Below are 13386 nucleotides of genomic sequence, written 5' to 3'. Positions count from 1 at the left end.
GTCACGCCTCCCGCGCGATGTCGGCATCAACTACGGGTGCGCCCAAGCTGGCCGCAAGGTTCATGGCGGCTGTCAATGCGTTGGCGACAGCGAGCGGATACACCAGGCTGACCGAGGTGGTCATGACTTGCGCTTGTGCCTTGCCAGTGCCTGCACGTCGATGGGCAAAGGTCAGGCGCTCACGTAAAGCGTCAATGCCGTCCTGGGTGATTACCTTGTCTAGTGCGCAACCGACACGGTTGAGCTTGAACTTCAGGTAGTCGCCCAGGTTGTTGTCGAGTGCTGGAAGTTCGACCAAGTCACAGCGCTGGGCCACTTCGCGGACTTCAGCGTTATTGACAGCCAGGCGTTGGCGAAGCTCTGGCTGACCAACCAGAACTATCGAGAGCAGCGGTGCCAGACCGTCCTTTAGCTCGGCGAAGCGCTTGAGGTGCTTCAGCGTTGCGGTTGGAAGGCAATGCGCTTCTTCAATAATCAGCACGTGGCGCTGGCCAGCGCGGTATCCAGCGGTCAGCATTTGGTGCACCTGGCGTGCGCGTGCTTCAGCATCACGCTTCGGTGGCACCGAAGGGGCAATCGTGGCGATGATGGCTTGCACGATGGCCGCGCTTTTAAGCGTCTTACCTTTGGAGTCGTTTTCCTCCATGTACAAGACGCTGGGTTCGATGATGATCACGTCGCGGCCTTCGCGCTGAAGGCGGTCTTTGAAGTCGGCCACCGTGGTGCTTTTACCGCAGCCGGATTCGCCAACCAAGGCCAGCAGGCCACCGTGCTTGGCGTGTTGCCACAGCGTCTCGCGCACATAGCGAATATCTGGGCTTACGAAAACATCACCACTCGCAGCGATGTCGTTGTTGAATGGGTCTGCTCCGATGCCGAAATGGCGGCGGGTGGCGTGCGTCATGGTTTGCTTTTGGAGTAGCATGTCGGTCTCTTTCTCTGTGGCAGTGGAAGATGTCTCGCTGGATGGCGTGACGGTGGAACGCTCAGCGCTGGAACGCTGGGCGTTTTGCTTTGAGCCGCCTAGGGCGGCGGGCGTTTTCGGCGCGACTTGCGCCCTGTGATCGAAGGCGCTGGCGATAGCGCCTGCGGACGCGCCGAGCTGCTCTAACTCTTGCTGCATGGCAAGGTGCAATTCAGGCCAGCCCTTGGAGGGCTTGCAACCCCAGTTCAGGATGTCGGCCAAGGTGCCAGGGCTGATGCCTAAGCTGCGTGCAAAGCGTGCTTGCGGCACACCCAATCGTTTGAGCAATGCCTTGAGCTTTAGCGCCGTTGGTTTGCGGTCGGGGTATTGCATTACTTGACCCTCCGAAGGCCCGTGGCGGCACCGCCGTGGGTGCCGGTGGCGGCAATCTCTTCGCCCCAGTGGTCGGCCCAGTCTTGGGGAACATGGCCACCAGGGAATGCGTCTTTGATCTGGCTGTAGAGGTCAGCCGGTGCCGAATCGCCAAGCCTGCCCTTAATGCTGCGCACTGCCTCGGGGACGGTGAGCATCACCTGAACCTTTTGCACCTGGGCTTGGAGCGCAGTGACCACATCGGTTTGCACATCGCCTGCTTTGGGCAAAACACGTGTTGGCAGATTGGTCTTGCCAAGGTGGCTGTGTGCGACCAGACCTTTGCCATCATTGAGATGGGCGAATGGCCGGGCTTGTTTGGCACGCAATTGCTCTGCGCCCTCAACCGTGGTGCCTTCTCCCCAGGCGGCGGCTGACAGTGAGCGGGCGGCTTTTTCTGCGGCAGTCTCTGGTGCACGGGCAAACTCTTGACCGACAACAGGGGCTGACTCGGGGCGACCATAGTCGTCAAACTCAGTGTCGGGCTTGACCATCACAATCAGCGGCTCTTGGCCCAGCCGCTCAATGCTGATACGCAGGCTTGCGTCTTGCAGCAGCATTGGCGTGGTGGCCACCTTTTGACCGTTGCCCAAAAACTCAGCCCAAGGTCGCAGGTCATAGCTGCCCACGCGGCCCAGCTCTGGGTGGGCAAAACTTACGCGCAAGTCGCGCACCACTCGGGTTTGCTCTTGCGCCGTCATGAACCACTTGCACACATCGCGCTCGGGCATTTGCACCAGTGCGCCGGGGGTGCGCAAGATGAGCTGCCAAAGGTCATCGCGCACCAAGGGTTCGCCGCTGGCACGCACCAAGCGGCAGTCCACGTGGGCAATGGCGTTGGCGTTGTAGTCGCGCACCCACTGGGCGGCGCTGGCGTTGAGCTGGGCTACGCTGTCCACCGGCTCAAAGCGCAGGCGGCTTTCAAAGTGCGTCTCGACCAGGTTGTTGCCTTGCTCCACACCGCCTTTGGCCCAGCTGTGGCCGGTGGCGTGGGTTTGGTGGTCAACACCCAACGCATCCAGCAGGTTTTTGATGGCGAAGCTGGTGTTGGCGCTGCCCTTGTCCCACAGCAGCATGCTGGGCACGCCGTGTGAAAGGCGATCTGGTTGCTCGCCCCATGTGTAGAGCAAAAACTCAAACAGGCTGTGTTGGTTTTCGCCTGCGGCCTCGTAGTAGCGCACGTCCACCGTGCCGCTGGCATGGTCGTAGCGCACATAGCGCCAAACCTTCAGCTTGATCTTGTTGATCGCGGCGGGTTTGTTTTTATAAAACTCTTCATCGCGCATGATTCGCTGGCCACCGCCAGGCGCGTAATAGATCAAGCAAAGCGAGGGGTCAATCTGGTGCAGGTGGTTGGGGTGCAGGCTGCGCATGGTGATGTGATTGCGGGCAGCGGCTTGGGCCTTTTGATCCAGACGGTGAGCACGCATGAGGGCGTTGATCCGGCTCTCGGACACATTGATCTCGATACCGTTGGTGTGCGCAATGTTCATGGCCACAGCTGTGGGCAGCGTGGCTTTGCCGTTTGCACGCATGCCCTCGCGCTTGGCTGCGGCGATGAAGTGCAGCGTCTCGTCAGGCAATGCGGTGGTGCCTGCGTCTGAGCGCTTTTTGCGCCCTGCGGCATACCCGGCGTGCTGACGCAGCCAGGTATAGACCGTGTTGGGGTTCTTGCCGATCAGGTTGGCAAAGTTGTGCACCAGCTGCGTGGCCGCGCCGTGCGGAGCAGCGGCTATTGCGTCACGCAGACTGAACAGCTCTTGCAACAGATCGGGGGAGAGTTGGGCGGCCATGTCGGTGTCCATTCAGATCACGCGCACTCAGGCCGCATCGCCATAAGCGCCCAAGCTCTTGTCGAAGGTGACGCGCTCTTTTTGAATGTCGCGCTCGGCCTTGCCCAGCGCGGCTTCGTACACCTCCACCACATGGCCCAGGGCGGCTTCGTATTTGGGCTGCAAGTCGGCTTCTAAGGCTTGGCCCGTCTCCATCAAGGTAATGCGGCAGGTCTCCAAGTCGCTGATGGCCTTGGCGATGGCGCGGCCAGCAGCAGCTACTTGGTCGGTGATGGGTGTCAATGCATCGGGCCAGTCGGTGTCGGCTGCGATCTTCTTTTGAGCCTGCACTTGCAGTTTGGTGAGTTTCTTTTGCGCAGCGTCGAGCACTTTGTCTTTGGCATCGACATCGCCACGCAGGCTGCGCACAGCTACGCGCAGTTCTTTCACGCTCATCGTGGCCACATCGTCCAAACTCAGCTCGCCGGTTTGGCCGGTTAATGCCAACTCCTCAAGGTCTTCATCGTCCAAGACCAACATTTCAAACAGCTTGGTCTGATTCCCAATGGCCTTCAAAAGCGGCGTTGACGACGCATTTACAAATTTGGCTGCGGTCGCCATGAACTTCTGAGCGACTCGGGGCTCAATTCCCAACACATCTAAGCGTGGCAAGAATTGACCGTGTGAGCACGCAGCTTTAAGCACCGTCAGGCCTCGCCCCACCTCAAGGCAGGCCTCAACGCTACGGCGCATGTTGGCCGAGATGTCGCGCTGGATCAGGTCAGGGTCGGTGGCATCGGCGGGCAGTTGGTACCCAACCTTGGCGGCAGTGGCTCTGACAAGAACGTCTTGTTCATGGGTGATCATGACAAGCTGATTCAGGTTGCCGCTGGCAGCCTCGAATACGGCAGGGTTTGCTTGATCAATGACGACAGGAGTCTGTGTGGGTTTGCGTGGCATTGCTATGTCCTTAAGCGGGGTGAGTGAATCGGGTGGTGATGTCATCGAGCTGGCGTTTGGCTCGGTCAAGGGTGTGCAAGATCGCCAGTGCCTTTCGGCCAAGGCTTGGGCTGATACGAACCTTGTCGCCACCGGGCAGGCGTTCAATCAGGCCCGCCTCTTCTAGGTTCGCAAGGTCACGCGTGGCGTTGCCTGCGGTGATGTCGGCCAGCTTGGCAACTTGGCCTGGTGTGAGCCCTTCAATCTCATGCCCAAACAGACACATGAGGACTTTCAAAATGCGCTGTTGACTTGCGCAGTGGTATTGGCTTTTCATGCCGCAACCCTTTCGCCTGACCACACAGCCTTTTTGCGGCCACGGCGGCTGACAGACGCATGAATCGGGCAGCCGGTGATCTTTTCCAGCTCCGCTTCGATACGGGCACTGCGCATCGTTCCATTGACCACACGCCATACCGATTGCACGGTGACGTCCAAGTACGAGGCAATCGCGGCTTGATTTGTGCCAGCTCGCAGAATTGCTGCTTTAATCTCATTTGGTGTCATTGATTGGCCTTTTTTCAATAGCGTTAAAAGTTACGCGTAGTGTACGCGCAAATTGCGCGTAATAAAAGCAGGGTGTTAAAAAATGTTGAGTGAAAGACTCGGAAAAGTGGTTGCTGAGAGCGGAATGACTCAGGCTGACTTTTCGGCAGCAACAGGTATCGCCTTGGAGCGACTGAAGAATTTGGTGAACGGCAGGGTTCATCGTCTGAAGGATGAAGAGGCCGAGGCGATCCAGCGCCGGTTTGGCTATCGCGATATTTGGCTGAGAGAAGGCAAGGGAGCCCAGCGACTGACCAAAGATGAGCAAGCATTGCTGTGCGGCGATAAGGCCATGCTTCCGGCTCTGGGGCGAGTTTCCAGACTGGTGATGAAGCTAGGGGTCAAAGACCCTCGCGCCATTGAGTTCACCCAACGTATTGCTTTGGCCGCAGCGAGCGGGAATGAAAACGATTTGGATGCGGCGCTGAGCCAATGGATAACGGAGACGCAAAAGCCAAGTGGTGTGGCCATGAATGACAGCGACTTTGTGTTCGTGCCCAAATTCGACTTGGCTGCATCAGCAGGCAACGGATTGCTGGTACACGATGAATCGATCGTGGATCACTTGGCGTTCAAGCGTGATTGGGTTCAGAGGTCTCTCGGGCTTGATCCTGCATGTTTGGCGTTGATTGATGCAAGAGGCGACTCTATGTGTCCAACCATCAATAGCGGTGACCTTCTCTTGCTGGATACACGCCAAGGTCAAGTCAGAAGCGAAGGGGTCTATGTGATTAACCTCAACGGTGCTCTCTTGGTCAAGCGCATCCGCATCAAGCTCAGTGGCATCGTGGACGTGGTTTCAGACAACCCTCAGTACGGATGTGAATCGGTTTCTGGCGAGGAGCTTGATCGGTTGCTGTTTGTTGGCCGCGTGGTGTGGCACGGACGAAAATTCTGATGGGAGCTGAAAAATGAAAAGAGTCTTTTGTGTTGTCGTTCTCATGTGTGCGGCCATCACTGCATCTGCCGTTGAACGTGTTTTTATTCCTCTTAGTCCGACTGAGTTCTCAGAAGGTTTTAATCGTGCGGCGCGGTTCTACAAACTCAAATACCGACTTCCTTTCTGGCCTGCGAAGACTGGAAAGTTCAGCGCAATCATTGCACCGGGCATTACTGTTGCCGTGGTTGGCATTGATAAAGGTGATGCCATTGATCGGATCACGATCAATTGCAAAGTGCCTGACGGCTGCGAGCAAGGGATAGTTGCCGCTGCTTTGGCGGTTGACCCCAACATCGACATGAAGGCTTTCGGCACCTATATGGCTCAGCGACTTCAGGGCCAAATGGAAGGCCAATCTATGCAGCAAAACGGCATCTACTATTTTGTTGATGCCGGGAAAAAAGCGGGTGGCATTGAGATGATCATTGAGGCCAACGATGAAAATGATTAATTTGGGTGCGCCTTTATTTACGCTCGCTTTGGTTTTCGGCTCAGTATCTTCTGCATACGCAACCAATACGCCTTGTTCTGGAAAAAAAGGTGGTATCTCGCCATTGCGAGAACGGGCGCTTCATCTGCAACGATGGAACGGTGAGTCAATCCAAAAAAGTGTGCGGCATTCCCAGTTCTAAAAAATGACCCGCAGGGGCCGCAATGCCCCCTTGCTTGCCCCGATGTACCACCTTGCGCATTCGAGCGCGCCGGGAATGTTCGCAGGCCGCTTTGTGCCGAAACAAAATGCGGCATGCTCTCTGCCCTGCTCATCACACACGCAAGTTGAGCGGAAAAGTCTTGGTCAAAACTAAAAGCCTTTAATGTCCTAAAGCAGTGCCGCCCGGCAAAGTGGCGGCATGACCAAGCACAAGCCCATCAAACCAGCATCGCACCCGCAACACGCCGTGGCGGCGTTGGCGTTTGATATTGAGCTGGACGATCAGGCTGGCACCGCCTCGGCTCCGAATCGCTTGCGTGTGTTGCCTGATGGCCTGTTCAGTTCGCCCGATGGGCGGCCTGCAAACATGGAAGGCGTCACGGCCAAAAGCTGGGTGCTCAACAACCAAGTTGCCCAGGCTGTCATAGCGCGATTCAATGCGATGGGTTTGGAGCTGCCGCTGGACTATGAGCACCAAACCCTCAAGGCCGCCGAGAACGGCTTGCCTGCACCCGCAGCCGGATGGATCACCGATCTGACCTATGAGTCAGGCGTTGGCCTGATGGCCGATGTGCGCTGGACTGAAGCGGGTGGCGACTATGTAGCCAAGCGCGAATACAAATACCTCTCGCCGGTCTTCCCCTTTGACAAGAAGACGGGCGAGGTGCTTCTTCTGCACAGCGTCGCATTGACGAACAAGCCCGGTCTGACTGTGCTGGGCGCTATTGCCGCGATGGCAGCAATGGCCTTTGACGACAACCACTTCAACGATTTTTCACGCCGACTGCCCGGCTTCGGCAGGACTACAGAGCCTCACAACGAGGAAAAGGAAACCACGATGGATAAAACCAAGGTGCTGGTGGCCCTGGGCTTGGCCCTGGACACTGGCGATGAAACCGCACTGACTGCACTGTCTGCGACGGTGCAAAAGGCCAACACGCTTGAGCAGCAAGTGGTCGCGCTCAAGGCCAACCAGTTTGACCCCGCCAAGCACATCCCCCTGGATGAGCACAAGAAGGTGACGGGTGAGTTGACCAAGCTGCAAGCAACGCTGGCACACACAGAGCATGTGGCGTTGATGGAAAAGGCGCTGGCCGACAACTACATTATGCCGGCCAATGAAGACTACTGGCGCAAGCAGCCGCTGGCCGCGCTGAAGGAGTTTTTGAAAGATGCCAAGCCGCTGCTGGCAGCTTTGACCGGCACCCAAACGGGCGGCAAGCCGCCCGCAGGTGGCGGTGGCACTGTGACGCTCTCTAGCGATGAGATGGCCGTTTGCAAGTCGCTTGGCCTCACGCCCGAGGCGTATGCGCAAAACAAGGTCGAGCAGGCTTGATCTACTAAACCAATTCTGGAGAAATAAAAAATGGCAGCTTTATCAACTGCTCGCGCTACCAAAGAGCGTGAGGTTCGTGAAATCGGTTTCCCTGTGGATGCCGGTGTGAAGGTGATCGGCGGCGGCATGGTGGCATTCAGTGCCGCAGGCTATGCACGCCCTGCGGCCAATGCCACCACCACGCGTTGCATGGGCGTGGCCACGCAGACCGTGGACAACACCACTGGCGCTGCAGGCGCTGCGACCGTTACGGTTCGTCGCTCTTGCTTTGCCTTCGCCACCACTGACGTGACCATCGCCGACATCGGCAAGGACTGCTGGGCGGTCGATGACCAAACCGTGACCAAGACTCTGCCAGGCGTTAACCCCGCCAAGGCCGGGATGATCGTCTCGGTTGAACTCGTCGGTGCTGTTACCCAGGTCTGGGTGGACATGTCCGTTTAATTTCATTCACACCCGACAAATAGGAGCAAAACATGCTTGTCACCCAAAGCCAATTGACCGCCGTTTACACCGGCCTAAAAACCGTGTTCCAGGAGGGCTTCATGCTCACTGGCAGCGGCATCGAAGACGACTGGAAGCAAGTCGCCCTGGAAGCACCCAGCGAAACCGAGCAAGAGGAATATGGCTTCTTGCGCAACATGAGCAACATCCGCGAGTGGATTGGCGACCGCTACCTTCAAAGCTTGGTTGAAGCCTCGTACTTGATCAAGAACAAACACTTTGAAGCCACCCTCGCCGTGCCTGCCGACAAGGTCGCTGACCGCAAGCTGGCGAGCTTCAACATCCCGACCAAGCAGCTGGGCCAGAACGCTCGCGTGTTCCCGAACCGCCTGGTGTTTCCGTTGCTCGCGGCGGGCTTCACCAACCGTGGCTTCGATGGCCAGTACTTCTTCGACGCAAACCATCCGGTGATGCGCCCCGATGGCGGTACAGACCTGGTGTCGAACAACCAAGGCGGCACTGGCCCTGCATGGTTCCTGTTGGACACTACCAAGATCATCAAGCCGGTGGTGTATCAGAACCGCCAACCGTTCAACTTCCAAAGCTTGACGGACATGAGCAAGTCGGATCACGTGTTCATGCGCAACGAATACCTGTTCGGTGTGGATGGCCGCTGCAACGTGGGCTATGGCTTGTGGCAGACCGCATACGGCTCCAAGCAACCGCTGACACTGGACAACGTGACCGCAGCGCGTGCCGCCATGATGGGCTACAAGGGCGACAACGGCGAGCCGATTGGTATCGTGCCGAACTTGCTGGTGGTTCCGCCTGCGCTCGAAATGGACGCACGCAAAGTGACCGATGCTTTGGTGATCGGCACTGACACCAACGTGATGAAGGGCGTGATGAAGACGATGGCCACCGCTTGGCTTGCCTGATCGCTGGCACTGGCCTTCGTGGCCAGTGCTGCGCCTTTGCATTTACCCCCTTAACTGAAAATTTAACCTAAAGGAAACCGTATGGCTACCAACCCCAAACAAGCCGCCAAAAAGGCGGGTGACACAACCCAAGGCGTGGAAGTAATCGCCAAGACCGACGTGTTTTACCGCGCTGGCCGCCAGTGGGGCCAAACCCCCATCGTGGTTCCGCTTTCTGAGCTGACCGAAGACCAGCTGCAGGAGCTGCGTGATGAGCCCTTGCTGATCGTGCGTGATGTCGAGATCAAGCCCGAGGAAGCGCCTGCCTCTTCCTAACTCTTTCTAACTGAATCGCCAGTTGTCTCCTCCACTTCGGTGGACAAGCCAGCAAGCTCCGGCCTGCTGGCTTTTTGCTTTTTTGGCACGTCAATAAATCAAGCCCTTTACTGTCGCTAAATGACGTGGCTCGGCACCATGCCGTATATGAGCTACGCCACCATTCAACAACTGACCGAACGCTACCTTGAGCGTGATCTGCGCCACATCACTGACCCTGATGCGCAGGTGCTCGACGCGGCACGTGCACAGCAAGCGCTGGACGATGCGACCGCTGAAATCGACGCATGGCTTGGCAGGCGCTACGCCTTGCCATTGGTCAGCTACCTCACTGGCTTGCCCGTTGGCTCGCCGATTGTTCTGGTGCGCTGCGCCTGTGACATTGCCATCTACCGCATGCAGACCCTGCGGCCTGCTGACGACATCAAGGATGCCCGCCAGCGGTACGAAGACGTGGTCAAGCTACTCAAGTCGATGGCCTCTGGTGATGTGTCGATTCCCGAGGTCAAGCTGCGCTCTGACGTGTCAGACAACCCCGAAACACAAGCCATCGGCCTGCCTGAATTTGGGCAGCCTGACAGCCTCTTTGGCAGGGGCTACCGATGAGCGCCATCGGCCAGCTCGAAGCGGCCATCGTGGCCCGCATTGGCGCGGCGCTCACGCTACCTGGTCAGACGCACCCCAAGGTGGAGGTGCGTGCCTGGCCAGAGCGTGCCCGTGAGTACAAGATGAGCCACCCACATGGCTGTGCGATGGTGATCTACAAAGGCTCCAAGTTCTCGCAGGATCAATCGACTTCAGGCCAACTGGTGGCCTTTGAGGCTGAATTTGAGCTGGGCCTAATCTCGCGCACGTTGCGCGAACCGAACTTACCAAGTAGTGCGCCTGAAACCGATGTCGCCTTGTCTGCGTCATTCGGCACCGGCATTTATGACTTGCTGGAGAGCTGCCGCATCGCGCTACTCGGTTGGCAACCTGACCAGGTAGCGGGAGCCGTGCGGCTTCGCTCAGAGAACTTTGACGATTACGTCGAGGGCACATGGGGCTACAGCCTGCGCTTCCTCGTTCCCATGATGACGGTTGCCGAGCGCCCCTGCCCGCCAGGGCCGTGGGCTGCGGATGGCCCGAACAGCTGCTGCACCGATGCGCCACCTCTTTCTCAGCTCACCCTTTCCCAACCGTTTCCCCAACCTTGATTCCCGAAAGGAACAACCATGCAAAAAGCCACGTACCGATACACCGGCCCGAACTCTGCCGTCACGCTCAAGGTGAGCGATGGTGCAGGCGGCTTCAAAGATCAGGACGTGATCCTGTGGAGCGGCCAAAACGTCGAGCTGCCCAGCGATCACGAAGTCACCAAAGCACTTGAACACCAAGGCTTGCTGGATCCGATCAGCCAGGCCCAGGTGTCCGCTCAATCGCCAATGAGCGCACCGCAAGCTGACCAAGTCGCGCCTGCTACCGCAGCCGACAAGTCCACGCAACCGAAGGCCAAGTAAGTCCGCCTGGTCACCCAACATCAACTTTTAGGAGAACCCCATGCCCGCAAGCTATTTGCACGGTGTAGAAACCATTGAAATCGACAAAGGCCCGCGTCCTGTATCGCTGGTCAAGACTGCCGTGATTGGCCTGATCGGCACCGCTGCTGCGGGCGCTGTGAACACCCCTATCCTGGTCACCAATGACCGCGACTTTGCGCAGTTCGGTGAAGACATTGCGGGCAGCACCATCCTGGATGCGCTGAATGCGATCTACAAGCAAAAGGGAACCGTTTGCGTGGTGCTCAATGTGCTTGACCCCAACGTCCACAAAACCGCCGTGGTCGATGAGGTGGTCACCATTGGCGTGGACGGCACCTTCAAGACCGCCAAACCCGCTGTGGCTGGTGTAGTTGTCAAGAACATGGCGGGCACGACCACCTACACGCTGGCCACCGATTACACGGTTGACCTGCGCACAGGCAAAGGCACCCGCGTGACCACCGGCACCATCCCGGCTTCGACCGTGGCAGTGCCAACTCAGGTCAAGGTGAGCTACAGCTATGCCGATGCCACCAAGGTCACGGCCAGCGACATCATTGGCTCGGTCAACGCCAGCGGCCAGCGCTTAGGCATGAAGGCGCTGCGTGACAGCTACAGCCTGTTTGGCTTTTATCCCAAGATTTTGATCTCGCCGGTGTTTGCATCGCTGGCCAGTGTTTCGACTGAGCTGATCGCCACTGCCACGGGCATGCGTGCCATCACCTTCATTGATGCACCTATCGGTGTCACGCCCCAACAGGCGATTACCGGACGTGGCCCGGCTGGCACGATCAACTTCAACACCAGCAGCGACCGCGTGGGCCTGTGCTACCCCTACCTGAAGGCATACGACACCGTGGCAGGGGCCGATGCGCTCTATCCGCTGAGCCAGTACGCAGCCGGTGCGCAAAGCCGCAAAGACCAGGAGAACGGCTACTGGTGGAGTCTGTCGAACACCGAGGTGCTGGGCATCACCGGGGTTGAGCGCCCGATTGACGCGATGATCAACGACCCGAACTGCGAGGCCAACTTGCTCAACGCGGCGGGCATCATCACCGTCTTTAACAGCTACGGCACCGGCATCCGTGTGTGGGGCAACCGCAGCGCGGCCTTCCCCAGTAACACGCACCCGAAGAACTTCCTGTGCGTGCGCCGCGTGGCCGACATCATTGCCGAGAGCCTGGAGTACTTCACCCTCCAGTACACCGACCGTCCGCTGGACAACGCTTTGATCGACGACATCGTCGAGAGCTGTAACCGCTTCATTCGCAAGCTCAAAGCCGATGGTGCTGTGATCGATGGTCGCGCATGGTACGACCCGGCGCAAAACCCGAGCGTCGAGTTGGCTGCAGGGCATTTGACTATCGCCTACGACTTCATGCCGCCCACGCCAGCTGAGCGTGTGTCCTACCAGGCCACGATCAACATCGACTACCTCAACCAGTTGGGCAAAAAGGCCTGATCGGGCTTATTCATCAATCTTTGAAAGGAGCCTGAAATGGCCGGAAAAATCCAACTCAATACCCTCAACAACGCCAACGTCTACATGGATGGAAACTGCCTGTTGGGCCGTGCTGAAGATATCAAACTGCCCACCGTCAAGTTCAAGATGTCCGATCACAAGGCCGTGGGCATGGTGGGCACGATCAAGCTGCCCGGTGGCATCGACGCACTGGAGGGTGAGATCAAGTGGAACTCGTTTTATGCAGATGTGTGGGGCAAGCTGCTTGACCCGTTCACTTCGGTGCAGTTGCAACTGCGTGGCAGCCTGGAGACGCACACCAGCCAAGGCCGCATTGCGCAAGTGCCCTACGTGGTCTACCTGACCGCATCGTTCAACGAAGTGCCGATGGGTGACTTCAAACAGAACGACAAGGCCGAGTTCAGCAGCAAGTACTACGCGAGTTACATCAAGCAGCAGGTCAATGGCCAGGATGTGTTGGAGGTCGATGTGATGGCCAACATCTACAAGGTCAACGGCGTGGACAAGCTCGACCTGTATCGCACCAACATCGGAGGCTGACAAGCCACCTGAGCAGTTTCTGCTCCTCAAAAGCCCGCTTGGTCAATATGGCCTCGCGGGCTTTTTTCATGGGCCAATAAATCAATCTCTTTAATGTCGCTCAACGGGGCAAACCGGCACGATACGGTTTTACGTTCCTCCACCTCTAAAAGGATATGAGCATGACTGCCAAGAATGATTTGAAACCCAAGACAGACAAGCCAAGCGTGGATTTGGAAGTCCCGCTCAATACGCCGTCCGGTGTGGTCAATACGATCACGTTTCGCCGTGGCAAGGCCAAGGACATGATGGCCGCGCAGCGCATTGAATCTGACCCTGCTCGGCGCGAGTTGGTGCTCATGACGATGCTGGCAGAAGAAAAGCTGACACCCGAAGATTTGGAGGAACTGGACTTGGCCGATTTGGCCGAAGTCCAGGCCGCGTTTCAAAGCCTATTCCTGCGATCCACCCGACAGCGAGACGCTGTGGGAAGCGAAGGGGCTGCTGGCTAAATGGTTTGGGTTCCAGCCGTCAGAGATTGACGAGCTGGACTGTCAGGACTTGGAGCTGTGGTGCGAACAGGCTG

The 13386-nt window shown here is 57.8% G+C and carries 17 protein-coding genes; 12 read left to right on the top strand and 5 right to left on the bottom strand.

Annotated elements, in window-relative coordinates; genetic code table 11:
* Position 1: 1 nt before the first annotated feature.
* Genes C5F52_RS14365 through C5F52_RS29910 form a run of 5 tightly spaced genes read right to left on the bottom strand, consistent with a single transcriptional unit; the run spans position 2 to position 4632 of the window.
* Positions 2–1297 (bottom strand): ExeA family protein, encoded by a 1296-nt coding sequence (locus C5F52_RS14365; RefSeq protein WP_104799027.1) that lies wholly within the window; start codon positions 1295–1297, stop codon positions 2–4.
* Positions 1297–3129, bottom strand: coding sequence for a DDE-type integrase/transposase/recombinase (locus tag C5F52_RS14360; RefSeq protein ID WP_104799086.1), 1833 nt, complete (start codon positions 3127–3129; stop codon positions 1297–1299). Before C5F52_RS14360 ends, C5F52_RS14365 begins: the two co-directional genes overlap by 1 nt.
* 27 nt (positions 3130–3156) lie before the next feature.
* Positions 3157–4068 (bottom strand): hypothetical protein, encoded by a 912-nt coding sequence (locus C5F52_RS30245; protein ID WP_236657872.1) that lies wholly within the window; start codon positions 4066–4068, stop codon positions 3157–3159.
* Positions 4069–4078: 10 nt separating this feature from the next.
* The gene (locus C5F52_RS29680; RefSeq protein WP_161499706.1) at positions 4079–4384 is read right to left on the bottom strand and encodes a helix-turn-helix domain-containing protein; all 306 of its coding nucleotides are present in this window, start codon (positions 4382–4384) and stop codon (positions 4079–4081) included.
* Positions 4381–4632 carry a helix-turn-helix domain-containing protein gene (locus C5F52_RS29910; RefSeq protein ID WP_161499705.1) on the bottom strand — a complete coding sequence of 84 codons (252 nt, stop codon included), beginning with the start codon at positions 4630–4632 and terminating at the stop codon, positions 4381–4383. The genes C5F52_RS29680 and C5F52_RS29910 overlap by 4 nt, the downstream gene beginning before the upstream one ends.
* Positions 4633–4738: 106 nt before the next feature.
* On the opposite strand from C5F52_RS29910, the gene C5F52_RS14340 reads away from it, so the two are divergent.
* From C5F52_RS14340 to C5F52_RS14280, 12 genes are all read left to right on the top strand, one after another.
* Entirely contained in the window at positions 4739–5551 is an 813-nt protein-coding gene (locus tag C5F52_RS14340) for a helix-turn-helix transcriptional regulator (RefSeq protein WP_161499709.1), read from the top strand.
* 13 nt (positions 5552–5564) lie between these two features.
* On the top strand, positions 5565–6044 hold the full coding sequence (locus C5F52_RS14335; protein ID WP_146100087.1) for a hypothetical protein: 480 nt from the start codon (positions 5565–5567) through the stop codon (positions 6042–6044).
* 400 nt (positions 6045–6444) lie between these two features.
* Positions 6445–7581: a phage protease gene (locus C5F52_RS14325; RefSeq protein ID WP_104799022.1), complete on the top strand. Its 1137-nt coding sequence runs from the start codon at positions 6445–6447 to the stop codon at positions 7579–7581.
* A 30-nt stretch (positions 7582–7611) separates the two neighbouring features.
* The gene (locus C5F52_RS14320) at positions 7612–8025 is read left to right on the top strand and encodes a hypothetical protein (protein ID WP_104799021.1); all 414 of its coding nucleotides are present in this window, start codon (positions 7612–7614) and stop codon (positions 8023–8025) included.
* A gap of 32 nt (positions 8026–8057) precedes the next feature.
* Positions 8058–8963 (top strand): Mu-like prophage major head subunit gpT family protein, encoded by a 906-nt coding sequence (locus C5F52_RS14315; protein WP_104799020.1) that lies wholly within the window; start codon positions 8058–8060, stop codon positions 8961–8963.
* An 81-nt stretch (positions 8964–9044) separates the two neighbouring features.
* Positions 9045–9278 carry a hypothetical protein gene (locus C5F52_RS14310; protein ID WP_104799019.1) on the top strand — a complete coding sequence of 78 codons (234 nt, stop codon included), beginning with the start codon at positions 9045–9047 and terminating at the stop codon, positions 9276–9278.
* Between the two features lie 120 nt (positions 9279–9398).
* Positions 9399–9884 (top strand): gp436 family protein, encoded by a 486-nt coding sequence (locus C5F52_RS14305; protein ID WP_104799018.1) that lies wholly within the window; start codon positions 9399–9401, stop codon positions 9882–9884.
* Positions 9881–10474: a Gp37 family protein gene (locus tag C5F52_RS14300; protein ID WP_104799017.1), complete on the top strand. Its 594-nt coding sequence runs from the start codon at positions 9881–9883 to the stop codon at positions 10472–10474. The genes C5F52_RS14305 and C5F52_RS14300 overlap by 4 nt, the downstream gene beginning before the upstream one ends.
* An 18-nt stretch (positions 10475–10492) precedes the next feature.
* Positions 10493–10777, top strand: a complete 285-nt coding sequence (locus tag C5F52_RS14295; RefSeq protein ID WP_201747021.1) for a hypothetical protein — start codon at positions 10493–10495, stop codon at positions 10775–10777.
* A 40-nt stretch (positions 10778–10817) separates the two neighbouring features.
* On the top strand, positions 10818–12260 hold the full coding sequence (locus tag C5F52_RS14290) for a phage tail sheath subtilisin-like domain-containing protein (RefSeq protein WP_104799016.1): 1443 nt from the start codon (positions 10818–10820) through the stop codon (positions 12258–12260).
* 36 nt (positions 12261–12296) lie between these two features.
* Positions 12297–12821, top strand: a complete 525-nt coding sequence (locus C5F52_RS14285; RefSeq protein ID WP_104799015.1) for a phage major tail tube protein — start codon at positions 12297–12299, stop codon at positions 12819–12821.
* A gap of 161 nt (positions 12822–12982) precedes the next feature.
* Positions 12983–13312 (top strand): phage tail assembly protein, encoded by a 330-nt coding sequence (locus tag C5F52_RS14280; RefSeq protein WP_161499704.1) that lies wholly within the window; start codon positions 12983–12985, stop codon positions 13310–13312.
* The last annotated feature ends 74 nt before the right edge of the window (positions 13313–13386 follow it).

Source organism: Limnohabitans sp. TS-CS-82 (assembly GCF_002943475.1).
Note: the sequence above shows the minus strand (reverse complement) of the source record. Positions and strands in the feature narration are given on the sequence as shown.

Coding starts and splice junctions, on each gene's coding strand:
- C5F52_RS14365 (WP_104799027.1), bottom strand. CDS start 1,297: ATGCAATACCCCGACCGCAAACCAACGGCGCTAAAGCTCAAGGCATTG.
- C5F52_RS14305 (WP_104799018.1), top strand. CDS start 9,399: ATGACGTGGCTCGGCACCATGCCGTATATGAGCTACGCCACCATTCAA.
- C5F52_RS14310 (WP_104799019.1), top strand. CDS start 9,045: ATGGCTACCAACCCCAAACAAGCCGCCAAAAAGGCGGGTGACACAACC.
- C5F52_RS29680 (WP_161499706.1), bottom strand. CDS start 4,384: ATGAAAAGCCAATACCACTGCGCAAGTCAACAGCGCATTTTGAAAGTC.
- C5F52_RS14285 (WP_104799015.1), top strand. CDS start 12,297: ATGGCCGGAAAAATCCAACTCAATACCCTCAACAACGCCAACGTCTAC.
- C5F52_RS14340 (WP_161499709.1), top strand. CDS start 4,739: ATGACTCAGGCTGACTTTTCGGCAGCAACAGGTATCGCCTTGGAGCGA.
- C5F52_RS14325 (WP_104799022.1), top strand. CDS start 6,445: ATGACCAAGCACAAGCCCATCAAACCAGCATCGCACCCGCAACACGCC.
- C5F52_RS30245 (WP_236657872.1), bottom strand. CDS start 4,068: ATGCCACGCAAACCCACACAGACTCCTGTCGTCATTGATCAAGCAAAC.
- C5F52_RS14300 (WP_104799017.1), top strand. CDS start 9,881: ATGAGCGCCATCGGCCAGCTCGAAGCGGCCATCGTGGCCCGCATTGGC.
- C5F52_RS14290 (WP_104799016.1), top strand. CDS start 10,818: ATGCCCGCAAGCTATTTGCACGGTGTAGAAACCATTGAAATCGACAAA.
- C5F52_RS14280 (WP_161499704.1), top strand. CDS start 12,983: ATGACTGCCAAGAATGATTTGAAACCCAAGACAGACAAGCCAAGCGTG.
- C5F52_RS14315 (WP_104799020.1), top strand. CDS start 8,058: ATGCTTGTCACCCAAAGCCAATTGACCGCCGTTTACACCGGCCTAAAA.
- C5F52_RS14360 (WP_104799086.1), bottom strand. CDS start 3,129: ATGGCCGCCCAACTCTCCCCCGATCTGTTGCAAGAGCTGTTCAGTCTG.
- C5F52_RS14335 (WP_146100087.1), top strand. CDS start 5,565: ATGAAAAGAGTCTTTTGTGTTGTCGTTCTCATGTGTGCGGCCATCACT.
- C5F52_RS14320 (WP_104799021.1), top strand. CDS start 7,612: ATGGCAGCTTTATCAACTGCTCGCGCTACCAAAGAGCGTGAGGTTCGT.
- C5F52_RS14295 (WP_201747021.1), top strand. CDS start 10,493: ATGCAAAAAGCCACGTACCGATACACCGGCCCGAACTCTGCCGTCACG.